Below are 22,772 nucleotides of genomic sequence, written 5' to 3' on the forward strand. Positions count from 1 at the left end.
AACTGGTTTACAAACTGTTGTTACTGTACCTCATAAACCTGCAATACGCTGTAAATATAAATTCTCGGTTAGATGGATGCTGATTACTGGGAATTTGTACAAGCATTAACAGCGCTTCACAGTTGGCAGTTGTTTTTAATTGCTGAAAACCGCGAAAATACGTAACTGATGCCCCTGAACTTGGAAAAAATGGACAATAATTCTTTAAAACTGACAATAATTATTTAATGTACAAATGTACAACAACAAATGGAGAATAACGGATTTGAACCGATGGCCTCTGCGGTGCGATCGCAGCACTCTACCAACTGAGCTAATTCCCCTTAATCAGTGCTGAGTCCAGAGTAATATCACTCATTAACTCAAGACATTATCACCATTGACTATTCTAACATTCAGTTACCGATGATTGAGGCTGTTTTTGGGAATAAACTTTTTGCACCCGTTCGAGTTCCAAATCACTAAGATAATCAACAGTCCAGTTACAGCAGCGCTGGAGCATGTGGAATGGATAAGTATTGGCGACACCAACAACCTGCATTTGCGATCGCTTCGCTGCTGCAATACCTGCTGGGGTATCTTCAATTGCTAGACACTCCTGTGCTTGAAGATTCAAGTCAGGATATTCTTTATTCAGCTGTTTCACTGCCAGTAGATAACCATCGGGTTCTGGTTTACTAGTGTTGATGTCATCGCCCGCAACGATAATTTTAAAATATTCAGCTAGTTTAGCGCGATTGAGTACTAATTCGATTTCTTTGCGAATAGCACCACTGACTAATCCTAGTTTCAGATTCCGCGATCGCACCTGAAATATTAAGTCTGCGACACCTGCATATAAAGGCAGCTTCTCTATTTTTTCTAGTTCCACCGTATAAGCTTCGGCTTTGCGGTATAACAACTGATTTAAATAGTTTTCGTTGGCTACTCTACCACGATTAGCAAGTAATTGCTGAAAACAAGCGCGATCGCTGCGTCCCAAAGAAGCTTGACGCTCGCTCACCTTTTGGGGTTGGAGATTTTCTTCAATGAGAATCTCATCGATCAGTTGTAGATGGATTGGCTCATCGTTAATGATGACACCATTAAAATCAAAGAGAACTGCCTTTAAACTCATGCCATTATGCCAAATGCTGGAGAACCAAGTCCCTCCAAATCATTATTATCTACTGATGTGGGAGTATACCGACGGACATTTTCGGTTGCTATTGGTTTAACGCCGCTAGTTACCTGATTTATCCACCATACATCCTGCGATCGCACTGCTTCAAATCCGGCTGCACCCATATTCGCTTCTGTACTACTAGCAGCATACTCACGAATATATGGCTCCTCAAAAATATCATTAAGCCATTCTAACTGCCGCAGAGTCTTCTGATTTCCATCTAGAATTAGTACTTGCCCTCCAGTTACTAGCATCCTAAAGCTTTCCCGCAAAATTGCTAAAGATACTGCATCTGGTGTTTCGTGGAATAGCAAAGAAGCTGTCACTAAGTCAAATGTTGCATCTCTGAAACTGGTTTTTTCAGCATTTCCATATCGCCAGACTATCTCTAAACCAGCATTTCTAGCTTTATCTTCTGCCCTTACCAGCATATAAGGTGATAAGTCCAAACCAATAACTTCCGCTTGGGGGAAAGCCTGCTTTAACATTAAGGTAGTGGAACCTGTGCCACAGCCTAAATCAAGTATGCGTCGTGGTTTTACCTTGATGGCATCAACCAAAGCTTGACGGACAATACTTTCATTCGGTGGCAGAACATATTGTGTAATCGGATCGTAAGTAACTGCTGCACCGTAATTAAGATATCCGCCTGCAATCCCGTGAAAATTTTGATTGCTGTAGTACGAGGGAATTATGACATCATCTCGTCGATAGCGATCGCTCTCTTTTTCCCAATCAATACTATCAGCGTAACGCCGTAAACCGTCTTCATCAATCAAAAGACGCACTACAGGGGATAAAAAACGTTCCCAGATTGTATCTTGACGCACTGCCATATTGTGTCAGAACTTTAAGGGGCTATGGAAGCAAAGTGATTTTCTTTACAAATTTTAATACATCTGGAAAATATCTGCTTTCTTTGGTGCGATCGCCTTGACGTTTGTAACCCATTTTGCTACATTTGTATTACAAGTATACTACTTTTTAAAAATAGTTCTTCATCTGCGCGAAAATTGAGACAGCTAAATCAAAGACAATACAACATTTAAATTGCTACAACTAACTAATGGGTTATAAGTCATACCGATAATTATCAGTGTCATATAGCCAATCCCAAATCTAAAATTTAAAATCCAAAATACAAACAATTATGCCCTACGAAAAGTTAGAAATTACCACACCAGCACCAGTCTTATCTTGGGCAAATCACTCTTTAGGGCCAGAAGAAACCAAGATGGCCAAGAATGTAGCATCATTACCATTTGTATTTAAGCACGTGGCATTAATGCCAGATGTTCACTTAGGAAAAGGTGCTTTAGTGGGTTCTGTAATTGCAACCAAAGAGGCAATTATGCCGGCTGCTGTCGGTGTGGATATTGGTTGCTTCATAGGAGATACCTTAATTCCTGTAGTGGATGGTAAATCCTATCGTATTAAAGACCTAATGGATTCGGGTAAAGAATTTATTGTTTATGCTTGTACGCCAACAGGAAAAATCGTTGCGGCTCAAGCAACTGCTAAGTTGACTAGACGAAATGCTTCACTAGTGAAAGTGATTCTAGATAATGGCGAAGAAATTATTTGTACTCCCGACCATCAATTCATGCTTCGGGACGGAACCTATAAAGAAGCTCAGTTGCTTCAAGCAGAGACTTCCTTAATGCCCTTTTACTCCAAGACTGACAAAGATGGTTACACTCTGATTACTCAGCCATACTCCAGCAAATGGCAAAAAGCACACTGGATTATTGCCAGGTCTGGATTACTCGGCAAGATTCCGAGATTTGAGGGACAGAAAACAGTTATTCATCATCAGAATTTCCATGAATCCGATAATCGACCAGAGAATCTTGAATTCATGGGCAATTGCGATCATTCTGCTTACCACCGCTCTTTAGTGGAGCGTAACCAACACTGGCAGTCTGCCGAATTTGAAGAGAAAAGAGTTGCTTCCCTTGCTCAAAAAGCAAAAACTCCAGAAGGACACCAATACTATGCTGAACGGGGAACTAAAAATATCCTTCAGTACATGGAACACCAACCAGAGCATTTTAAAAATGCAGTCGCGGGTAATGGTAATCGGGGTAAACAATATCTAGTTGAATATAATAAGAGTGAAAAAGGGAGAGAAAAGTCTCAAGAGATTGCTAACCGATACTATACCTGTGAGGTTTGTGGTGTACATGTCAAAACTCCAATTGGACTCCACAATCACCGCAGAAAAGAACATCAATGCAATCACAAAGTTGTAGCAGTAAATCCCCTAAGTTACACAGAAGATGTTTACTGTCTAACAGTACCGGAGTACCATAATTTCGCCTTGAAAGCTGGTGTATTTGTTCATAACTGTGGTATGAGCGCGATCAAAACAGCATTTACCGCCGAACAACTAGAAGGTAAACTAAAGAAAATCCGCTTGGATGTTGAAGCAGCAATTCCGACTGGATTCAACGAAAATAAAGATGTTGAAAAATCTGTCACCAATTGGCAACACTGGGATGATTTTAAAGACTTGCATCGCGGTGTACAAGACCTACAAAGTAAAGCAATGAAACAGATGGGTTCTCTAGGTGGAGGAAATCACTTCATTGAAGTGTGCCTCGATACAGAGAATCAAGTTTGGCTGATGCTGCATTCTGGTTCGCGTAACATTGGCAATAAACTCGCCCAGTGTCATATTCACACAGCCAGAGAATTAGCAAAAATGGCAGGTAATAAATTGCCTGACCCAGATTTGGCTCACTTTGTCGCTGGTACGCCAGAATTTCAAGCATATTGGCACGATTTGCAATGGTCACAAAACTATGCGCGTGTCAACCGCGATGTGATGATGGCGCGTTTTAAGCACATAGTTGAGAAACATCTCGCAGGTGGGAAGGCAACTAAACCTTTATTGCAGGTTAATTGTCATCACAATTACGCCGAAAAAGAAGTGCATTTTGACGAGGATGTATATGTTACTCGTAAAGGTGCAGTCCGCGCCCAAACTGAAGATTATGGGATTATTCCCGGTTCGATGGGGGCAAAGTCTTTCATCGTCAAAGGTAAAGGTAATGCCCACAGCTTTTGTTCTTGTTCTCACGGTGCAGGGCGTTTGATGTCTAGAAATAAGGCAAAAAATGTCTATACACTTGATGATTTGATAGAGCAAACAAATGGCGTAGAATGCCGCAAAGATGAGGGTGTCTTAGATGAAATTCCCGGTGCTTATAAACCAATAGAACAGGTTATGGCAAATCAAGCAGACTTAGTTGAAGTTGTAGCAACACTCAAGCAAGTTCTTTGTGTGAAGGGATAATTTAGTTAGGGTGGCCATTACCCACCTTTTTATTTTTAACCGCTGAGGAATAAATGATTGTTTTAAGTGAATCGACTGAACAAATAGAGCAATCAGCCAGCGCTAGTGAAAACAAATTGATGACTGATACTGCCGAATTATTAGGTTGTAAAGTCTACCATATCCCGCGAGATTTTGAACGATGTAGTACAGCAGAAAATGCTCGCTCTATGGGACATTCTTAACTATCCTAAAATAATTGCTGGTATCTGGATAGGATATATCCCTGAGTTTGAGCGTTACAAAGCCATATATCATGCAGCTTTAGATAAGGGGATAAAATTACTCAATACTCCTTTAGAACACTAGACAGCACTAGAGTTTGACTTGTTTTACCCTCACTTAAAAGGATTGACACCCGATAGTTTAGTAATTACTTCAACAACCGAATGTATTGAGGCTGGTGAATTATTGGGATTTCCTCTGTTTGTTAAAGGCGCAGTTCAATCGAGAGAAATGCAAGGATGGAAGTCTTGTGTAGCGAATAATCACGAGGAATTAGTCAAACTGACAGAATGGTTATTAAAACTTAAATACGGTTCACGAGGTAGAGTTATCGTTAGGAAATTAGTAAAGTTGCGGCATAAACGCCTAGCTCCAAATAACTTTCCAATGGGGAGAGAATTTAGATGCTTTATTTATAATCAGCAGATTCTAAAATATGGATATTATTGGGATGGTCAAGATGACTTGAGCAAGTTATCAAAACCAGAAGAAACGCAAGTATTAAAATTGGCAATCCTAGCCTCTGAATGCCTTGGTGTTCCTTATATAGCAATTGATATCGGGCAATTAGAAAGTGGAGAATGGATAGTGATAGAAACAGCCGATGCACAATTTGCTAGCCTGAGTCACATTTCTGCACTTGAACTATGGAATAAGTTAAAAGATATATGCTACTGATGCTTTTAATGCGAGACTATGTACTTTGATCGCGCATTAGCTTACTATCTTTTTTGTAGTAGCTCACAAGTGAGTAGGCAACATGAAATCTGAACAACTCTCAGCCATTCATGTGGCAAGCGGAAATCTTGTGCCGATGAGCAGCAAACCTCCTATTTTATCCAGTACTAATCATTGGAACGGGATTGTGCTTGAACAGCATTATTTACCCGCCTTTGAATGTCCAGAGCTTTGCTTACAGCAGCACAGCATTAATATTTGGCTTGGTAATTCATGTCAAATAGACTGGCGACTAGACGGTGGAAGGTTGCACAGTACGCAGATGATGAGAGGTTTGGTTAATGTCACTCCAAAGGGAATTCCGACTCAAGCCCGTTGGCATGAGGAAATAAAATTTCTCCTAGTCTCTTTTGATTCTAGTCTATTTAAGAGAGTAGCAGATGATCTGATCATAGGGAGCTATCGCACAATTGAAATTATCCCACAGCGCGGAGTCTGCGATCGCCAAATTCTTCATTTGGGAATGCCACTCAAAGCAGAGCTTGAAGCCGGATGTCCATCTGGTAAACTATATGGTGAATCAGTTGCGATCGCTCTAGCAGCCCATCTCCTCAAAACTTATTCTGGAACACGGCAACTAATTGCAGAGTTTGAGGTCAATCTTTCTGAGCGTCAATTACGGCAGGTAATTGATTATATTTATGACAATTTAGCACTAGAATTAACGCTGGCAGAACTGGCTAATCTAGTGAATATGAGTTCCTATTCATTCTGTCGTTGGTTTAAACGTTTAATGGGTATTTCTCCACATCAATACGTTATTCAATGTCGGATTGAACGAGCTAAATTTTTACTCACTTATACTCAATTAGCTCTTATCGAAATTGCACTTCAAGTTGGCTGTTCTAGCCAAAGCAACTTTACTACCCTTTTTCGTAAGCAGGTAGGAATTACACCCAAAGCATATAGAAAAATTATATAAATTTAGGAATTTTGCAAGATTTCAGCATTTTGAAAGCAAGTTTTCAGAAGACAGAAGTTTCACTCACAATTTATTCTCATAATTGACCACTGAAAATCGACAATATCATGCAAAATACCCAATACGAACAACAATATAAGAAAAAAGTAATTAATTTCTTTGATAGCAGAACTAGCTATGACAACGATTACACAATTCATCGCGCTCTCCCTCTACTAGATTTAGTTGAACTCCAAAAGGGGCAAAAAGTATTGGATATGGCAACAGGCACAGGTATTATTGCCATTGCTGCTGCCCAAATTATCGGTTCCGAAGGAAAAGTAACTGGAGTAGATTTTTCTTCAGGGATGCTAATTCAAGCACAACAGAAAATTGAAGAATTAGGCTTACAAAATATCGAACTCATTGAAGCTGATGCTGAGTATATCGACTTCAATGATGAGAGTTTCGATGTAATTCTTTGCTCTACAGCAATAGTGTATTTCAAGGATATTCTTGCTGCTCTACGTAAATGGTATCGTTTTCTCAAACCAGGGGGAATTATAGGTTTTTCTTGTTGCTCTGAAGAATCTTGTGGAGCGCCACTCATCATCGAAATTTGTGACAAACATAATATTTTACTAACAAATATCAATGAGCCAACAGGTACTCCTGACAAGTGTCATCATCTGCTTGCAGAAGCTGGTTTTCAAAATATTGAAGTGAAGATCCAACAACTAGGTTTCTACCGCAATCTAGAGCAAGCCAGAGAATGGAGTGGAGGATGGTTTCATCCCAGAGAAAATCCTTTGTTACAGGTTTCATCAGAGCAAATGGCAGAATTAAAAGTAGAGTATCGTCAAAAAATTGAAGCAGAAGCAACCGACCAAGGAGCTTGGTACGAAAATCTGACTTTTTTTGTAACTGGTAGAAAGGTTTAGAGCAAACTCTAGCTTTCTATTGTATTTAGCCAATTCATCAAATCAGCCTCACTGACAAAATTGTTTATGTTTTTATTTCAGATGTTTAATCTTAAATCTAATAGCCTCTGGCTGGGAATCCCTAAAAGGAAGGCTGCTGCCTCTTGAATTTGCGGCAGCAGCCCAATAAACAAAGTTTCCAGGGGGAACCTGGAAACGAGATTAGAAATCGATGTTTATCTGTGGTTTTATTTTCCCTATCCGTGCATTTCGTCGTATTCGTGGGCTTCAACTCGTCTTGCCTCCATCCGAGAAGCAGGCAGAAATTCGGCGCGACGGACTGGAACTAAGGGCGGTGTAGCTCCTTGGTAGGGGTGAATCACTTGGACAGTACGGCCTGAACGCTGCCGTGGTGAGAATAAAGCCAATACCCCAGCTACTACAACACCACCACCAATAGTAAGAGCTGCGCCTCCTACAGCCCAAAGCATAGGTGAAGACCACCAAGTAGTTTGCGGCTGCAATGCTGTTGTTTTTGGTTGATTATTCTGTTGGGCTAATTGCCACTGCTGCTGAGTATTGAAATTTTGGACTTGGCCTTGGAGTTGTTGATTTTGCAACTTCAGCTGTTCATTATCGTTTTTTAAACGCTCCAACTGCATCTGCGTGTTCAGCTTCTCCATCTCTACGCGCTGGTCAGTGCTGGTAGCAGTTGGTGGCTGAACCTGATTAGGATACATGGGTTGCCCATAAGGCGCGTAAGGATACATTTGTGGCTGCATTCCTTGGGGCGCTACTACACCTGGCATTTGCGAAGCAACAGCGAAGTTAGGTTGTAGGGGGGTATTTGTTCCTTTGAGCAATACGAGAGCCGCCAGCCCAGCTACGGCGACCCCGCCGATAAACGCCATACTCTCACTCATCGCCTTTGCTCCTTGATTGCGACGTAAATATATTCATTTCTGACTGACTCACTCTCACACTCATAAATTATGCCTACTTGATTTCACATAATACTCAAACTATAAGCTACTGTATCAGCTAGTTTTTTTACACCATGATATCTGATGTTAATATTCAAGACCATAATGGTCAAATTGTCTACTAAACAAGGATAAAAAAACTACACTGTTATACTTTTTTAATCTACTTTCCCCGTCTAATCAAGAGGAATATTTGTGCTGGTGTTGGTGGTTTTGATGGCTGCCTTGAGACTTTGGGAAAATTGGGCGATCGCATTTAATCCCTGTTCTGGTGTACCTTCTGCTAGCCGTTTTACAAAAGCGCTACCCACGATGACTGCATCTGCGCCCCATTCCCTTACCTGAAGGGCTTGTGCAGTTTCGGAAATCCCAAAGCCGACACCGATGGGTTTATCAGTAACACTACGAATTTGTTTGAGTAAATCGGACACGCGGTTTTCTATTTGCGATCGCACCCCTGTAACCCCGGTGACGCTGACTAAATAAATAAATCCAAGGGATGAATGAGCGATCGCTTGTATCCGTTCAGCAGAACTGGTGGGAGCTACCAACAAAATTACGTCAATTCCCATCTTACTCGCTGGTTGGAGCAAGCCTGCTGCTTCTTCCAAGGGCAAATCCGGTACTACCAATCCTGCGACCCCAGCCGCAGCAACTTGCTGAAGAAATTTGTCAATTCCCCGGTGCAAAATTGGGTTGTAGTAGGTAAACAGGACAATAGGCGATCGCAATTTTGGAGTAACCTCTTGCAACATTTCCAGCACTTGCTCCAATTTCGTACCCCTTTGCAAAGCGCGGGTAGAAGAAGCTTGAATTACTGGCCCATCTGCCAGAGGATCGGAATAGGGTATACCTAGTTCAATAATGTCGGCTCCATTTTGATCTAGAACCTGCAACGCTTTTGCCGTTGTTTCTAAATCTGGATCGCCAGCAGTAATAAACGGAATTAGAGCGCACTCACCATTGTGCCCAAGGGTTTCAAAGCAATCAGAAATCGCAGTCATTAGTCAAGAGTCATTAGTCATTGGTCATTGGTCATTGGTCGTTGGTAATTCGTAACTAACAAAGGACAAACGACAACTGACTAATGATAACTTTACACCTGAGATTGCTCTTCTTGTTCTATTTCAGCTTGAATTCGTGCTAGTTCTTCGGGAGTAAGCTCATCTAGCCGCTTTTGCAGGAAGTCTTGCTCATACTGTTCCCGCTGTTGATGGTAGGTCATTTTTTGTCCCACCGCACGGAAAAAATAGGTGGCTAACCAGCCAACTAACCCACTGACTAGTAAGACTTGGCTCCATATACCAGCTTTTTGATTATCCAAACCGACTAGCTGTAATCCTACATAAGCCAAGCCGCCGGCAATAAAAACACCCAAGCCAATTCCAATAGCGTCAATCCGTCGCATGAGAGTTATGACCTACCAATCTCGTTAAACTTGAACTTGTCGCCGTTGGGGTCGGAAATTTACAAACGGCGATAGAACCAACAAACCCGGAAAGAAGAAAAACACCAAAAAGTACATTAAGACACGCTCAATGGAGCTAGCAACATACCAACGCTGCTTCAGGTACAGCAAAACAGCAATCGGGATTACCAGAAGGTAAGCTCCAGCCAAAATTAGATACAGCAGGGCGACAATCATAACTTTCAAGTCTTAAGCATCTGTTTTCCATCATAGGCTGAAGAGACAGACAAGAGAGAAGTATAGTCATAATGCTTTTAACAAGTCGTGTTGGGATTGGGGATTGGGGACTTAAAAATGCTTTGGCGGGCTGGAGTACTTTTACAGTAGGCAATTTAACGGATATCATCACAAAAGCTAATATCATGCTATTATCGAAAACGCACTAGCAAACAATGCTTTGGTTAGACAAGATCGAAAACTATCTAGATTGATTACGAAAAAACAAAAAACTTCCAAATTTGGGAAGCGATCGCACAATCTAGAAAAAATATTTTCAATCTAGTTGGACAAAAGACACGATTGATGGTGGAATAGATGAGGGGGTATTTGCTACCTCTACAAAATAACTAGTTACACTAGTTGCCAAACACCTGCGGGGGTGTGGCGGAATGGTAGACGCTACGGACTTAAATAATTGAGCCTTGAAGGAGAAATCCCTCAAGTGGAAGCTCTCAAACTCAGGGAAACCTAAATCTGGTGACAGACATGGCAATCCTGAGCCAAGCCGAAGAAAGTCCTGAGTCATGAGTGCTAAGTGAATTTAAAACTCCTAACTCCTAACTCATCACTGTTCGGAAGGTGCAGAGACTCGACGGGAGCTACCCTAACGTTAAGTCGAGGGTAAAGAGAGAGTCCAATTCTCAAAATCTGAGCAAGCTATTGTCATCAGGTAGCAGTGAAAACTGCGGGAGAATGAAAATCCGTTGACCGTAAAAGGTCGTGTGGGTTCAAGTCCCTCCACCCCCACTAAAACCTAAAATACCGAAAAGCTTCAAGTGAAGTCATGGGCGGGTTGTATCTAATCATAGATCAGTCCGCCCATATAGTTATGTATAATCTTGGATTGTTAGCAAGATAGTTAAGAGACAGAAATAGCAAGGGTTTTAGCCCAAAACACTTGTAGAGACGGCGATTTATCGCGTCTTGAAAACCCAAAATTGTTGCCAGTAGCCCTTAACCCAAGCGTATTGGGGTTTTAGCCAGCCTCCAAATCTCTAATTTGGTGTAGTATTAGGACTGTTCGCGCAGCACCTCCAAGAATTCCCTACACTGCAATACGCTTGGGGTTATTAGTGTAGATAATTGGTCTATTGAAGACGCAATTTATCGCGTCTCTACATGAGGGTTTTGGATGTATTACAACCTCCTACCCCCTACCTCCTTCAGAAGTAAGTAATCTCACTGAACTATTTGATGAAGTGTTAAACAATTTGTCTTTAATACTTTATTTATGGTCTTAGTTAATCAAATTTATGTAAAAAAATTACCGAATCACTGAAGAATAGATTGATGCTACTGTTCAGCAAGGTTAAGCTGGTAATAATATGAACAGGAAGTATTTTTGTCCTGATAACTGAAATGACCGCTCATCGTTTATCAATTAGTCAGGAAGATTCCCATTGTGTTACGTCTAACTCTCAACAGGTAAATGTGCAAATTGCACAAGATGAGGTTTATAGCTTCTTCGTGGAAATTGTCAAAAAGTTGCCACCAGAGGATATTTTACGCGAATTCAAAGGTTTATTTATAGATGGTCTTGATTCAGAAGATTCCGATTATATACCTGGAATATACAGCATTTTTTTAGATGATAACGAACATGAATTATATAATACACTTAAGCGGTGTTGCTACATCATCGTTAATAATTGGAAAACTAACCGAAAAGACAAATATATCCAAGAATTAGTTAATTTATTTGTTAATGAAAATCTCAAGATAAAAGACAATAATCCTCCAGTAGTCAAGATTTGTAAAAGTTGGCTAGAGAATTTTGTCAACAGCAAAGATTACAAAGATTTGAAATTATTTGCTACGAAATATGAGGAATCATCTAAAGGTCATTGGGCTAATCGCTACACTTCCTATTTGTTAATCGATCAATCTGTTAATGAGAAGAATCCTAAAGAGCAACAAGAGGCTGCTAGAAAGCTTTCTAAACAGATGAAAGACAAATTTAAGTTTGAACTAGCAATGTATATTGCTCGTTCTCAATCTGCCGTCTCCAGCACAGCACGCTATACAAATCCCAGCATTTTGGGAGACCAAGCTCTGCGTTTAATCAAAGCAATTGTCTTAAAAAGAGGTGTGTTTAGTCATGAAAATATTGCCCATATATTTATCAAACAAACTCAAAACCAAACTCTAGAAGAATTTAAAATAAATCTGGATAAATATCTATTTTTCTCTGTAGACAATAAAGAATCGGTAGAGTCTTGGCGGCAGCAGTTTGTAAATAGTTTATCCTTATGGAAGACAGATTATAATCAAGAAAATATCACTAAAGAATTATTTTTGAGAACCTGTAATCGAGTAATTGATTGCTTGACAACAGAAAATGGCAAAGAGCCTTCATCATTATTTGTCTTATTGCTGAACCAAGGCAATGCTCTAACATTGGTAATTATACTGTTAAAGATTATTTTGATTTCTAGAAATTCCCGCCGACATTTAGAAACTCGCATTGCTAATCTAATTCGTTTTTACGAAAAATATTCAGAAGAGGAATGCAAGGGAGTAATAAATTTTATCGAGATTTTTAATATCACCTTTGCAATTTATGCAGAAAATGTAGAATATAACCTGATTAAGATGGAAGAAGAGGAACAAAGCAGTAATCAGCAGTTAAATCTCGATGGTTATCGTGTGTTTTCACAGATGAAGGTAGATAGAAAAAAATAAGTTTTGCCTGATTTATGATTTAGCAAAGCGTTCGTCTAGCCAAGCGAGGATAGCACCCGCCGTTTCAGCTAGAATACTAATGAGACGATATAAAGCGATCGCACTAAATACTAAAGCTGCTGGAAAGTGGTGTCGTAAAAGTTCATACGCGGTTGCTTCAAACACACCTAACCCACCAGGCGCACCCGGTACAACAAACCCCAATAACCAAGCGCAGCTAAAAGCTCCTAGCAGCAAAGGAATTTGATTCGCATTCAACGAACCCAGGGCGGATACGGTTAATATAAACCCAGTGGCGCGTAATCCCATAAAGCCCAATTCTCCTAATAAAGGGCGTAAAGGATAGCTTTTAAGACTGAAGGGAACGGTTGGTTGAGTGTTAGCAGCAGACTTTTTTGCTTTCAATCTGTACAAAAAGCGAATAACTGGGTTTAAACACCAGGGATGAATCGCACAAAGGACTACAGCTAAACTCAGCAATTGTAGTATTCGTATAACTAGGGTAGTATTAGCTGGTGCAAATTGGCTACTGCATAGAACAATGATGATTAAAGCAGCCGCTAGCATGAGTAACGGTTCTAGTAAAACGCTTAGGGTAGCTGCACCAGTAGGAATATTGGCATTTTTGGCGGCGACAATTCGTCCATAGTGATGCCAGATATTACCTGGTAAATACTTAGCTATGTTCGTTTTTAGGTAAACTTGGATGAACTGGGGAGACGATACAGGTTGATTTAACTCTTGGAGAATCCAAGTCCAAATCCAGCCTGCCCAAGTATGAGCTAGTAAAGTTATCCCTGTAGCGATCGCCATAATTGCCCATCCTACATCATCAATGCGGATAGCAGTAACCTCAATCCAATTATCCTTCAGAGCTTTTCCTAAAAAAAACAGCGTTCCGCCCAAAATTAGCCAGCGTAAAAATTGCTTCATGAATCTAGTCATTTAACGTTGAAAGCAACAAGGGCTGAATACCTCAAATCTTATGGTGTATCAGCTATCTATCCAAATATTTTGAAGTATTAAACAGCTTGATGTAGTTCTTTTTACGAAAAATATATTACTTTATTTTATATCTCTCTAGAGTTAGATAAAAATATTATTTTTGTTCTCATTAAAATGTAGCCTGCGCTAGAGGTAAAGAGCATTTTATTATTCATATCCTGAATACAGGTTATCGAAAGTGAGCAGAACCAAAACAAGCACAATAACTTGCTGACCAATCCAATGATTCAGCAAATTATTAGTTTATTAATATTTTGGTAAGGAGGACTACGTGAACACTGTGAGAGTATTCTTGAAACAAATAAGATTGCGCCAGATATTAACTATCTTTTTAGCTGGACTATTGTTGATAGTTAGCACTGCTTGTAGTGGGGCAAATGCTCAAGGTGCAAATCCGCAAAATCCTGCTGTACAAGCTGGGGGAGCAAACAATCCTTATAAGAATGGTGGAGACAAGTATGGCAACTACAGAACGTCTACCGATCCGAAAATAGCAAACCCAAAAGCCAATCAGGGACGCGACCAAGCTAGCTTACAACCAAGTTCGCAATTGTTGATTGCTACAAATAGAGAATCTCAGATACTTTATCCTGGTGGCGAGACACCAGCAGGTCGAGTCCAGAAAGAAGCAGAACTGCCATTCATCACAGATAAAGACTTTCGCCAGCCTGAACCCGGTGGTTTGATTCAGAATGAATCAAATGTAGGAGATCGGGTTAAAGATCGGCTTGAGACTGTAAAAGAGGCTGTTGAAGAAGCTTCCGGCTTTTTGAAAAACAAGGCAGATGAAGCGAGTGCTAGACCGGAATTACAAAAAAATCCCGCAGTAGGCAGATAGAATCCTTATCTTGTCTCAATGTCTGAAATTTGAAATAGAATAGATTGCGAATGCCATTTTGGTTGAAGTTTAACTTAGTCACAAAAAAGCAAGGACTTGAAAGTATGAAAAAAGCAGTTACTTGGTTGAAAAATATTCGTCCCTTAAAAGTTTTAACAGTTTTTTTGGCAGGGATATTCTTATTTCTGACACAAGCTTGTGGTGCCCCAGGAATAGCAACACAGCCACCACAGCCTGATGCTCAATCACCTTATTCCAAACGATACGATCCCACAAAAGATTATCCACTCTCTTCTCCTGCGGGTGGAATAAATAACTTTAGTGATGTAGATCCTAGAGCGAAAGATGAAAAGGCAGCGAATGACAGAGCTGACGCGCTGGCAAAAAATGCTCAAAAAAATATTGATCGCAAGGGAATTGACAGCCCAGAGCAATACGGCGAAAATTACAAACAAGGTACACCCTTTGGTGAAAGAGTGAAGAACCTGGGTGAAGATATCGGCAGTTCATCTGAAGAAGTTAGCAAAGGTGTTGTTAAAGGTACTCAGCGTGGATTTGAAAATCTCAAAGAAAATACCCAAAATGCAGCCAAAAACTTGACGAAAAATGTTCAAAGTGGGGCTGATGATGCTGGTAAAAATGTTCAGCGCACAGCAGAGGATGCAGCTGACGCAGTGAAAGGTGCAGTCAAAAAGGTTGATTGAAATTAGTTATCGAAACAGAATTCTGAAGCCAGAATTCAGAATGAATTCTATACGAGTGCTGATGATGAATAGATGGGTTTAATACCTCCACCAAATCGTAAGATTTGGTGGTTTTTAATCAGTAGCAGGTCTATAGCTTGCTTCCCACATGGTATCTATGCCCTACTGATAGCGTTGGCGCAGTCTCTTTGTAGAGAAGCGTCTTGATTCTGGCTCCTGAGTTCTGAATTCTTCACTACAAATACTTCTGTAACAATAACCCTAATTTTTCTTTTGTTGCCGCTGGTGCTTTATCCAACTGAGTCAAAATCGCATACTGCAACGCCGAATGCGCCTCACTCGGCGGCGGATTTTCACTCAAGCGGCGCACAGTTTCTTGAATCACCTTTTGAGCATTCACGGCATTCCGCAGCAAATTGCCAATCACTAATTCTACCGTCACACTGTCATGGTCTGGATGCCAACAATCATAATCTGTCACCAGCGCTAAGGTTGCATAAGCTATTTCTGCTTCCCTGGCCAGCTTCGCCTCTGGTAAATTTGTCATACCAATAATTGTTGCATCCCAACTACGGTAAAGATTCGATTCTGCTTTAGTAGAAAAAGCTGGGCCTTCCATGCACACATAAGTACCGCCGCGATGGAGAGTAACTTCTGGTAAACTGAGAGATGCGATCGCATCTGCCAACACAGTAGCCAAATTCTTACAAATCGGATCTCCAAAGGCAATGTGAGCCACAATTCCTTCACCAAAAAACGTTGAAATCCGATTTTTTGTCCTGTCAATAAACTGATCTGGCACCACCATATCCAGTGGTTTCGCCTCTGCTTTCAGGGAACCTACAGCACTAGCTGAGATTAAATACTTCACACCCAATTGCTTCATCGCATAGATATTCGCGCGAAACGGTAACTCAGAGGGTAAAAGCGTGTGATTGCGGCCATGACGCGCCAAAAAAGCTACCCGTGTCCCATCCAAAGTCCCCAGAATCAAAGCATCAGATGGCGAACCAAAAGGAGTTTGGACTTGCACTTCTTCGACATCTTTGAGCGCATCCATTTTATACAGACCACTACCACCAATAATTCCAATACTAGCTTGAGCCATGACTCTGAACCTGTTACTTGCTGATCTGCTAAGTTATTTTATCGTGGATATCTTGCCAAACTATTCTTTACTCAACGCTTAGAAGTGGAGAAAACACATTGATTCTAAGGAGTTTTTCGGTAACTTATGACAGACTTTACCTTAACTCATCCTCCAGCTTGAAACCGGGGGATGAGTTAATAATTTCATTCCAAATCTCCTTTGTATATGGGGTGCGATCGCTGCTTCATGTATACAAATGTTAAGTAGATGCACTCCTACGCAGAGAAACAAAGCAAGCGTTATACTTTTGGAAAAAGACTTGTTTTAACCCCTGCTTTTAACATTTTCATAAATCAATGACTCTCAATTTTCGCTTTGCGGTAGTCAGCGACTTACACCTGGCACTTCCCCATACAATCTGGGATCATCCCAGCCGCTTTCATCTAGTGGAAGTAAGTATCTCGGCGTTTAAAAGCGTACTAGAACATTTAATACAACTCGATTTAGATTTCCTGTTGTTACCAGGAGATTTAACCCAACACGGCGAACCCGAAAACCACGCTTGGTTGCAACAATGTTTAGCCGAACTTCCTTTTCCCGTCTATGTTGTTCCTGGGAATCATGACGTTCCTGTACTGTTGGCCGATCAGCAATCAATTGCTTTTGCGGATTTTCCCTACTATTACACAAAGTTTGGCTATGAAGATCCACAGCAGATTTACTACATTCGTGAGTTGCTACCTGGAGTGAAGCTGATTGGACTGAATTCTAACTCCTTTAATGACCAGGGGGAGCAAGTAGGGTGTTTAGATGCCAAACAGCTACGGTGGTTAGAGGAGGTACTAGCGGCGTCTGGTGATGATTTAGTTCTGGTGATGGTGCATCATAATGTGGTGGAGCATTTGCCCAATCAGTCGAACCATCCACTAGCAAATCGCTATATGTTATCTAATTCCGCAGAACTGTTGCAATTGCTGAGGCGCTATGGAGTCAAGCTAGTGTTTACCGGGCATTTGCACGTTCAGGATATTGCTTACTCAGATGGAGTTTATGATATTACCACTGGCTCTTTAGTGAGCTACCCTCACCCTTATCGGGTGCTAGAGTTTCATCAAGATCGCCAAGGTAAAGAATGGTTGCAAATTTTATCCCATCGGGTTGAATCTGTGCCGGAGTTCCCCGACTTGCAACAGTCATCAAGGCAATGGATGGGCGATCGCTCTTTCCCCTTCCTAATTAAGCTACTAACTCACTCTCCATTAAACTTACCATTATCACAAGCAAAAGAATTAGCTCCTGGTTTACGTGACTTCTGGGCGACTATTGCCGATGGTGATGCAGTTTTAGATTATCCTCATTTTCCTGCAGAAGTGCGGCGTTATATTCAGACATATAGTGCATCACAGTCCAACCCAGGCATCGCCACTGCTGGAAATTTGACGATGAGTGATAATAACACCACACTTTTGCTGGATAAGAGTTAGGAGTCATTCAATTTTGGATTTTAGATTTTAGATTTTAGATTTTTCCTTCAATCCAAAATTCAAAATCGAAAATTGCCTCAGCACTGATTACTGATTTTGACGACAAATTCCAAATGCTGAAGTGTAGGCGTGTAAGAAGGTTCTACCACCAACAGGGCCGATTTCACCGCCACAGAAAAAGCCACCTACAGGAATATCGTTAAGGTAGCGCTGAAATAGTTCCGAATCGAAGTTGGGTTTACCGTACAGTCCTTCACCTCGTCCCAGACAGGCAAACATCAAAGCAGCTACGGCAGAGGGTTCAGATTCTCGCTGATGTTGATAACTTTGCAGCAGTAATTCTAAGTCTTCAGCAGAGGCTTGGGCATCGCGGAGGTGGAATTGCAGCCTTTGACCAGGACGGACGCGATCGCCAATTGCGATCGCCCCAGCTGTTGGATCGACCCCAAGGATACCACGAATTAAAAAGTCCCCTTGCTGCAAAGCCAACTTAAATTCATCCATTGCCACACCCACAAACAGAGAGTGCTGTGCTAAAGTCCGTTCTTGTTCGCTGAGACTAGCAATCAAATCTCGCAACACCACTAAAGGTACTTTTTCATCTAACTCCAGAATAATATTGCGATCGGCTTTTGTGACTTGCAATGGTTTGCCAATCGGTCGGCATCCTTGAGCTACAATCGTTTCTAAAACAATATTGCCAGTCAAAGCTATACCAACAGTACCCTCTCTATACAGATTTTGGTGTTCCTCACTACTAGGATCGTTACAAAATAAGGCAACACGACCACCCATACCGCCACCACTAGCCTGTCCCCCCACTATCACCGATCCTGGATAAGCAAAATCCAGCCCTTGTAACAAATTGTTGATTCCAGAGGCGAAAGAACTAGAAAGTAAGATGAACTGGGGTGTGGGGAAGGGTGGCACACCAATCAAATCAAGCCAAGCATCTGGTGAACTGTCTAAGTCAGGTAAGTCTTCAGCAACAACATGAAAAACTTGAATCTTCACTCCTGGAAGATGTGCCAAAGTCAAGCTAATAGCTGGTTCAGCTTCTAGTTCTTGGGTATCTCCGCTAACTGTCGTCCCAATCACACCTCCACCACTACAGCCAATTAACACTGGCACAGAAAGTTTCTCAGCTAACAAGGGTAACAGTCGGGAATACTCACTCGTAAAAGCAGACGAAATGAATACCAGTCCTAGATCCGCAGGTGCCGTTAACGATGAGACAGCACGTTCCACCACATCTGTAACAGCGGCTTCCAAAGAATGACGGGTTGATAGGGCATTTGCCCACTGCATTTGGTCTGCCATGAGTTTTGAGCTTCTTTCTCTTTTTGGGCTAGTAGGTTTTGAATTTTGATTTTGGGAAGAATTGCATTTTATAAGAATTGACACCAGCCCTTTGTCTCCACCATCCCAAGAAGCTGGGGTTGTCATTCCCTATATAGGCATCTAAATATATTGTATGATTATTTATCTATGCTACTGATTCCACAAAATCTTAAAAAATAAAGATAAATGCCTTATAGATACGTTAACTTGCTGTAATGGTTATAAATCAATAGTCTAAAGCACTAACTTATGATCGGCTAAATGGTTAGAATGGTTATTAATCAAGCAGAAAATTGCCATTTCTGAACATTTTCTATACTAGTATTAACAACACACAACGAGACTCAAGCAATGACCAACATCCAAGAAACAGCAAAAGGCGACATCCAAGAGAAAATCCAAGAAGAAGTAGAACAAGCGCGTACTGTTTGCGATATCAGCGGTAGCAACTCCCCAGAGTGCGCTGCCGCTTGGGATGCAGTAGAAGAATTGCAAGCCGAAGCTTCTCACAAGCGCCAAAGCAAGCCAAAAAATTCTCTAGAACAGTATTGTGATGACAACCCAGATGCAATTGAATGCCGGGTTTACGACGACTAAAAATTGAGGCAAGCGGATTTTCTGTTGTTTGGTCGGCAAGCAACCAGGATTGAACAAAGAATACGCCCAAAGTGGGGGATACGGAAACTTCCCAATATCCTCCACTTGCAAGCGTTTTACTTAAACCCCTGATTTTAGTAGTGGAAACAAAAAATTAATTCCTTATTTTAATCAAGATGTTTCTGCCAACGACATAAGCTGCTATTTTCATAAATTAAACAACAAATATAATTGGCACTAGGGGCGTACATCTGTACGCCCCTATAAATTTGTTTGTAATACTCGTGACTTCTAGTCATACGAGGTTCAATAAACTATTATCAAGAAGAATTCAGGATGAATTGGAGTCCGACTCACTCCTGAATAAAAGGGTTTAATACCCCTGCCTTATTTAGCAGTCTACAATCAGGTAGTGGTATAAAATCCCACTTATTTATTCGGACTCCTGACTTCTTTTTTATCTATTGTTTGAGAAAAACTATGGACTATAATATTTGGTTTCGCCCTTTCGTCTGGATTGATTACCGACTATCAGTATTATTCTTGGTAATTATTCCGCTAATTCTTCTGATTTGGGCATTTGTGCAAAAAGCAGAAGGTATACAACGCTTATTGAGCATATACTGGCGAGTAGCAAGCCTAGTGGCAATCACGATTTACTTAATGATTGCCCAGTATCCAGTTAGCTTTATTTCTGGGTTGATGGCTCGGATTTTGATCCCGATTTCGCTATGGTTCTGGGTCGATATCAACGATGAAATTGAGTATCAAACCAGTGGTTCGTTGAAATTTATTTTTACTTCTTGGCGCTGGGCGACAACTGTTTATTGTTTTTTGGGCACACTCGCCTTTATCCCTTTTTTGGGTTGTGCTTTTTCTGGCAATGTGCTTAAGACTTCCTATTGTCAGGTTTGGTTCGAGGCTCCGTTGCTATTCAAAGAATATTTTCATGCTAATAGTAAAGCTGAGTTTTTAGGTTTTCTTGGCATAACTAGTTTAGTAATTTATGTGCTTTATTTAAGCTATTTTGTTCTAATTAAGCTGGGCAAACAGGGACGTTCAGCCACACCACAGTAACCCTAATCTTAAAAAAATGAATCCCATTGGCAAGCGACTGGAACAATACACCGCTAAACGCACCAAAGAAGTCCTAATTGTAACGGTGGAAATTGCCGATGAGCAAGATACAATCGCTATTTTCAAAGGCTTTTCCAGTTGTTTGATGCGTCCAACGGCATTTGATGCAGATGTACCAGTTCTACCAGATGGGGCAAACATCCTCAACATTGACCGAGTAGCCAGTCCTTACAATCCTGAAGCACCCCGTTATATTCAACAAGGAATTTCTTGGGAAGCTATGGAAGCTCTATTATTAGAAGTGGGAATCTAACTAATTACTAATTCGTAATTTTGCAGAAAGGCTGACTTTGAGAGAACACTTGTAAGGTGCGATAATGAAAACTTCCTTAGATTGCTACAAAGGTTAAACTGATGACTTCTTTATCTAATTCCAATGGGCCACTTGAACGGGCAGATATAGCTCTTTTTGACTCCCGGTATGAAGGATTTGATGCTTCTATAGCTCAAGAGTTAGCAGAATTACTTCAAAAAGCATATAAGCAGTTCGATCAGTTTGTTGCTGACGAAAAAGCAAATAAACCTCTTGTGCAAAAAAGCCAACTACAGCTTGGTGGAAATTATCAGTTGAAGAGTGAGCTTTACGAGAACAGTATGCCCTTTGGTTTTGTTGCTTCTAAAGCCAGTAGTAATGATGTATTTGTCGTTTTTAGGGGTACAAAAACCTTTGTTGAGTGGTTTAAAGATGCCAATATTCCGCTTGTTTCCTATAGTGACGGCAAAAATCAAGAAGGGAATATTTTGAAAGTCATTGGGGAATCAATACAACTAATCCAGTCTCCAATTTTGATCCCCAACGCTAATGGCTTTGGTCGTGTAACGGTAGGTTTTAGGCAAATCTATACTGCCTTGCGCCAAGCCATGATTGACGTACTTAACCTCTGTGATAAAGATTCTCGGATTTTTGTAACAGGACACAGCCTTGGTGCTGCATTAGCAACTTTAGCGATTCCAGATATTCTCACTAACACCCAATTTAATAAGCCTGAAAAAGTTACCCTATATACTTTTGCTAGCCCCCGATGTGGAGACAGAGAATTTGCTATTAAGTTTCAAGACATAGGTGTAAGGCATTGGAGAATTGCTAATACTGAAGATTTTGTAACTATGATTCCGTTTCCTACAGGAAATATTTTCAAAGCAACAAGAGCATTACCACGAGATCAACAAGAGGTAGCAATTGGGGATGGAGAAGTGACCTCAAAAGTAGATAAACCAAGAAATCCAAATCCACTTTTTGGTTTCTTTGAGGCAATGTATAACCGAAGCGGGGAAATATATAATGATCGGAAAAGAAGGATGCCAGATTACGTGCATACTGGCACACCAGTTTGTTTTACGATTCATGCAGCCGCTCTAGAGCAGCACCATAATTTAGAAGAGATTTATATGCGTGGAATCTTGAGATTTAAGTAAGGATTTATAGTAAATAGAGTTTCTTACACTGTAAGAAGTCTATTGTAAGGGAAGGATAATTGCTAGGTTATGGAGGAATCTTGCAGTGCAAATCATTGCCACTATCGCTGTTGCATTTGTTGCAGTCGTGCATATTATTATTTCAGTAGTAGAAATATTTTTGTGGGAAAACCCTTTTGTTCATCAAAGGCTTGGATTTACAGCCGACGTTGCAGGCCAAGTGGCTCCAATTGTTAAAAATGCTGGTCTATATAACAGCTTTATTGCCATTGGCTTAATCTGGGGAGCATTTGCTAAAAGCGATTTCCTATCAATTCGGGTCTTCTTTCTGGTATGTGTTGTGATTGCAGGTATCTTTGGTGCATTAACTCTAAGAAAGACAACTCTTGTAGTTCAGACACTACCTGCATCCATTGCGTTGATTTTTGTTTGGTTGGCTTTTGTTCAAGTCAAGGGATAAGCCTAACAAAACCAGTGGCGAGAAACATGAAAACTAGGGGAGTCTAACAACCGTCTGTAGTG

Annotated in this window: 23 protein-coding genes, 1 tRNA gene and 1 pseudogene; 15 read left to right on the top strand and 10 right to left on the bottom strand. The window is 40.8% G+C overall.

From position 1 onward, the window contains the following. Positions 1-250: 250 nt before the first annotated feature. The 3 genes from HWQ39_RS21115 to HWQ39_RS21125 all read right to left on the bottom strand — a co-directional run bounded on the left by HWQ39_RS21115 (position 251) and on the right by HWQ39_RS21125 (position 2,001). Positions 251-323: transfer RNA gene (locus HWQ39_RS21115), tRNA-Ala, on the bottom strand. A 65-nt stretch (positions 324-388) separates the two neighbouring features. Next, positions 389-1,117, bottom strand: coding sequence for an HAD family phosphatase (locus HWQ39_RS21120; RefSeq protein ID WP_292849261.1), 729 nt, complete (start codon positions 1,115-1,117; stop codon positions 389-391). Next, complete coding sequence (locus HWQ39_RS21125; RefSeq protein WP_292849263.1) at positions 1,114-2,001, bottom strand: class I SAM-dependent methyltransferase; 888 nt, start codon at positions 1,999-2,001, stop codon at positions 1,114-1,116. Before HWQ39_RS21125 ends, HWQ39_RS21120 begins: the two co-directional genes overlap by 4 nt. Before the next feature lie 314 nt (positions 2,002-2,315). On the opposite strand from HWQ39_RS21125, the pseudogene HWQ39_RS34450 reads away from it, so the two are divergent. From HWQ39_RS34450 to HWQ39_RS21150, 6 genes and pseudogenes are all read left to right on the top strand, one after another. Beyond that, positions 2,316-2,549: pseudogene (locus HWQ39_RS34450) on the top strand (RtcB family protein); the annotation flags it as partial. After that, positions 2,535-4,463, top strand: coding sequence for an RtcB family protein (locus HWQ39_RS21130; RefSeq protein WP_366932291.1), 1,929 nt, complete (start codon positions 2,535-2,537; stop codon positions 4,461-4,463). The pseudogene HWQ39_RS34450 and the gene HWQ39_RS21130, both read left to right, overlap by 15 nt. A gap of 53 nt (positions 4,464-4,516) precedes the next feature. Beyond that, positions 4,517-4,687, top strand: coding sequence for a hypothetical protein (locus HWQ39_RS21135; protein ID WP_292849267.1), 171 nt, complete (start codon positions 4,517-4,519; stop codon positions 4,685-4,687). 142 nt (positions 4,688-4,829) lie between these two features. Continuing rightward, the gene (locus HWQ39_RS21140; RefSeq protein ID WP_292849269.1) at positions 4,830-5,405 is read left to right on the top strand and encodes an ATP-grasp domain-containing protein; all 576 of its coding nucleotides are present in this window, start codon (positions 4,830-4,832) and stop codon (positions 5,403-5,405) included. 82 nt (positions 5,406-5,487) lie between these two features. Further along, positions 5,488-6,387 carry a helix-turn-helix transcriptional regulator gene (locus tag HWQ39_RS21145; RefSeq protein WP_292849271.1) on the top strand — a complete coding sequence of 300 codons (900 nt, stop codon included), beginning with the start codon at positions 5,488-5,490 and terminating at the stop codon, positions 6,385-6,387. A gap of 107 nt (positions 6,388-6,494) precedes the next feature. Then, positions 6,495-7,307: a class I SAM-dependent methyltransferase gene (locus HWQ39_RS21150; protein WP_292849273.1), complete on the top strand. Its 813-nt coding sequence runs from the start codon at positions 6,495-6,497 to the stop codon at positions 7,305-7,307. Between the two features lie 236 nt (positions 7,308-7,543). On the opposite strand, the gene HWQ39_RS21155 is transcribed toward HWQ39_RS21150, so the two are convergent. The 4 genes from HWQ39_RS21155 to HWQ39_RS21170 all read right to left on the bottom strand — a co-directional run bounded on the left by HWQ39_RS21155 (position 7,544) and on the right by HWQ39_RS21170 (position 9,914). Further along, positions 7,544-8,209, bottom strand: coding sequence for a heterocyst differentiation related protein (locus HWQ39_RS21155; RefSeq protein WP_292849275.1), 666 nt, complete (start codon positions 8,207-8,209; stop codon positions 7,544-7,546). Between the two features lie 236 nt (positions 8,210-8,445). Further along, positions 8,446-9,273 carry a tryptophan synthase subunit alpha gene (gene trpA, locus HWQ39_RS21160; protein WP_292849277.1) on the bottom strand — a complete coding sequence of 276 codons (828 nt, stop codon included), beginning with the start codon at positions 9,271-9,273 and terminating at the stop codon, positions 8,446-8,448. A 92-nt stretch (positions 9,274-9,365) separates the two neighbouring features. Continuing rightward, on the bottom strand, positions 9,366-9,677 hold the full coding sequence (locus HWQ39_RS21165; protein ID WP_179068469.1) for a DUF3007 family protein: 312 nt from the start codon (positions 9,675-9,677) through the stop codon (positions 9,366-9,368). A 24-nt stretch (positions 9,678-9,701) separates the two neighbouring features. After that, complete coding sequence (locus HWQ39_RS21170) at positions 9,702-9,914, bottom strand: NAD(P)H-quinone oxidoreductase subunit L (protein WP_179068468.1); 213 nt, start codon at positions 9,912-9,914, stop codon at positions 9,702-9,704. A gap of 1,401 nt (positions 9,915-11,315) precedes the next feature. Here HWQ39_RS21170 and HWQ39_RS21175 point away from each other — a divergent pair. Continuing rightward, positions 11,316-12,638, top strand: a complete 1,323-nt coding sequence (locus tag HWQ39_RS21175) for a hypothetical protein (protein WP_292849280.1) — start codon at positions 11,316-11,318, stop codon at positions 12,636-12,638. A gap of 12 nt (positions 12,639-12,650) precedes the next feature. On the opposite strand, the gene HWQ39_RS21180 is transcribed toward HWQ39_RS21175, so the two are convergent. Continuing rightward, positions 12,651-13,571: a lysylphosphatidylglycerol synthase domain-containing protein gene (locus HWQ39_RS21180; protein ID WP_292849282.1), complete on the bottom strand. Its 921-nt coding sequence runs from the start codon at positions 13,569-13,571 to the stop codon at positions 12,651-12,653. A 343-nt stretch (positions 13,572-13,914) separates the two neighbouring features. On the opposite strand from HWQ39_RS21180, the gene HWQ39_RS21185 reads away from it, so the two are divergent. Further along, positions 13,915-14,481, top strand: coding sequence for a DUF6658 family protein (locus tag HWQ39_RS21185; RefSeq protein WP_292849284.1), 567 nt, complete (start codon positions 13,915-13,917; stop codon positions 14,479-14,481). A gap of 104 nt (positions 14,482-14,585) precedes the next feature. Further along, positions 14,586-15,185, top strand: coding sequence for a hypothetical protein (locus HWQ39_RS21190; protein ID WP_292849286.1), 600 nt, complete (start codon positions 14,586-14,588; stop codon positions 15,183-15,185). Between the two features lie 235 nt (positions 15,186-15,420). Here the strand turns inward: HWQ39_RS21190 and HWQ39_RS21195 are convergent, their stop codons facing one another. Beyond that, positions 15,421-16,293 (bottom strand): S-methyl-5'-thioadenosine phosphorylase, encoded by an 873-nt coding sequence (locus tag HWQ39_RS21195; RefSeq protein ID WP_292849288.1) that lies wholly within the window; start codon positions 16,291-16,293, stop codon positions 15,421-15,423. Between the two features lie 338 nt (positions 16,294-16,631). On the opposite strand from HWQ39_RS21195, the gene HWQ39_RS21200 reads away from it, so the two are divergent. Next, a complete protein-coding gene (locus HWQ39_RS21200; protein ID WP_292849290.1) occupies positions 16,632-17,759 on the top strand; it encodes a metallophosphoesterase in 1,128 nt (375 codons plus the stop codon). A gap of 87 nt (positions 17,760-17,846) precedes the next feature. On the opposite strand, the gene HWQ39_RS21205 is transcribed toward HWQ39_RS21200, so the two are convergent. Beyond that, the gene (locus HWQ39_RS21205) at positions 17,847-19,079 is read right to left on the bottom strand and encodes an FIST N-terminal domain-containing protein (RefSeq protein WP_292849292.1); all 1,233 of its coding nucleotides are present in this window, start codon (positions 19,077-19,079) and stop codon (positions 17,847-17,849) included. A 372-nt stretch (positions 19,080-19,451) separates the two neighbouring features. Here HWQ39_RS21205 and HWQ39_RS21210 point away from each other — a divergent pair, with 372 nt between their 5' ends. The 5 genes from HWQ39_RS21210 to HWQ39_RS21230 all read left to right on the top strand — a co-directional run bounded on the left by HWQ39_RS21210 (position 19,452) and on the right by HWQ39_RS21230 (position 22,710). Continuing rightward, complete coding sequence (locus HWQ39_RS21210; RefSeq protein WP_292849294.1) at positions 19,452-19,697, top strand: Calvin cycle protein CP12; 246 nt, start codon at positions 19,452-19,454, stop codon at positions 19,695-19,697. Between the two features lie 480 nt (positions 19,698-20,177). Further along, positions 20,178-20,774, top strand: a complete 597-nt coding sequence (locus tag HWQ39_RS21215; RefSeq protein WP_292849296.1) for a DUF3177 family protein — start codon at positions 20,178-20,180, stop codon at positions 20,772-20,774. Between the two features lie 16 nt (positions 20,775-20,790). Beyond that, positions 20,791-21,087: a hypothetical protein gene (locus tag HWQ39_RS21220; protein ID WP_292849298.1), complete on the top strand. Its 297-nt coding sequence runs from the start codon at positions 20,791-20,793 to the stop codon at positions 21,085-21,087. Positions 21,088-21,188: 101 nt separating this feature from the next. Next, positions 21,189-22,250, top strand: a complete 1,062-nt coding sequence (locus HWQ39_RS21225; RefSeq protein WP_292849300.1) for a lipase family protein — start codon at positions 21,189-21,191, stop codon at positions 22,248-22,250. A gap of 85 nt (positions 22,251-22,335) precedes the next feature. Beyond that, positions 22,336-22,710 carry a DUF1304 domain-containing protein gene (locus HWQ39_RS21230; protein WP_292849302.1) on the top strand — a complete coding sequence of 125 codons (375 nt, stop codon included), beginning with the start codon at positions 22,336-22,338 and terminating at the stop codon, positions 22,708-22,710. Positions 22,711-22,772 lie beyond the last annotated feature (62 nt).

The sequence above is a fragment of the Nostoc sp. NMS8 genome (assembly GCF_017115045.1).
Lineage (GTDB): Bacteria > Cyanobacteriota > Cyanobacteriia > Cyanobacteriales > Nostocaceae > Nostoc.

What these genes read in the sequence shown, in the direction of transcription:
- HWQ39_RS21125 (WP_292849263.1), bottom strand. Translation starts at nt 2,001, where the DNA reads ATGGCAGTGCGTCAAGATACAATCTGGGAACGTTTTTTATCCCCTGTA.
- HWQ39_RS21170 (WP_179068468.1), bottom strand. Translation starts at nt 9,914, where the DNA reads ATGATTGTCGCCCTGCTGTATCTAATTTTGGCTGGAGCTTACCTTCTG.
- HWQ39_RS21190 (WP_292849286.1), top strand. Translation starts at nt 14,586, where the DNA reads ATGAAAAAAGCAGTTACTTGGTTGAAAAATATTCGTCCCTTAAAAGTT.
- HWQ39_RS21210 (WP_292849294.1), top strand. Translation starts at nt 19,452, where the DNA reads ATGACCAACATCCAAGAAACAGCAAAAGGCGACATCCAAGAGAAAATC.
- HWQ39_RS21165 (WP_179068469.1), bottom strand. Translation starts at nt 9,677, where the DNA reads ATGCGACGGATTGACGCTATTGGAATTGGCTTGGGTGTTTTTATTGCC.
- HWQ39_RS21180 (WP_292849282.1), bottom strand. Translation starts at nt 13,571, where the DNA reads ATGAAGCAATTTTTACGCTGGCTAATTTTGGGCGGAACGCTGTTTTTT.
- trpA (WP_292849277.1), bottom strand. Translation starts at nt 9,273, where the DNA reads ATGACTGCGATTTCTGATTGCTTTGAAACCCTTGGGCACAATGGTGAG.
- HWQ39_RS21225 (WP_292849300.1), top strand. Translation starts at nt 21,189, where the DNA reads ATGACTTCTTTATCTAATTCCAATGGGCCACTTGAACGGGCAGATATA.
- HWQ39_RS21200 (WP_292849290.1), top strand. Translation starts at nt 16,632, where the DNA reads ATGACTCTCAATTTTCGCTTTGCGGTAGTCAGCGACTTACACCTGGCA.
- HWQ39_RS21155 (WP_292849275.1), bottom strand. Translation starts at nt 8,209, where the DNA reads ATGAGTGAGAGTATGGCGTTTATCGGCGGGGTCGCCGTAGCTGGGCTG.
- HWQ39_RS21120 (WP_292849261.1), bottom strand. Translation starts at nt 1,117, where the DNA reads ATGAGTTTAAAGGCAGTTCTCTTTGATTTTAATGGTGTCATCATTAAC.
- HWQ39_RS21220 (WP_292849298.1), top strand. Translation starts at nt 20,791, where the DNA reads ATGAATCCCATTGGCAAGCGACTGGAACAATACACCGCTAAACGCACC.
- HWQ39_RS21215 (WP_292849296.1), top strand. Translation starts at nt 20,178, where the DNA reads ATGGACTATAATATTTGGTTTCGCCCTTTCGTCTGGATTGATTACCGA.
- HWQ39_RS21135 (WP_292849267.1), top strand. Translation starts at nt 4,517, where the DNA reads ATGATTGTTTTAAGTGAATCGACTGAACAAATAGAGCAATCAGCCAGC.
- HWQ39_RS21175 (WP_292849280.1), top strand. Translation starts at nt 11,316, where the DNA reads ATGACCGCTCATCGTTTATCAATTAGTCAGGAAGATTCCCATTGTGTT.
- HWQ39_RS21195 (WP_292849288.1), bottom strand. Translation starts at nt 16,293, where the DNA reads ATGGCTCAAGCTAGTATTGGAATTATTGGTGGTAGTGGTCTGTATAAA.
- HWQ39_RS21150 (WP_292849273.1), top strand. Translation starts at nt 6,495, where the DNA reads ATGCAAAATACCCAATACGAACAACAATATAAGAAAAAAGTAATTAAT.
- HWQ39_RS21205 (WP_292849292.1), bottom strand. Translation starts at nt 19,079, where the DNA reads ATGGCAGACCAAATGCAGTGGGCAAATGCCCTATCAACCCGTCATTCT.
- HWQ39_RS21145 (WP_292849271.1), top strand. Translation starts at nt 5,488, where the DNA reads ATGAAATCTGAACAACTCTCAGCCATTCATGTGGCAAGCGGAAATCTT.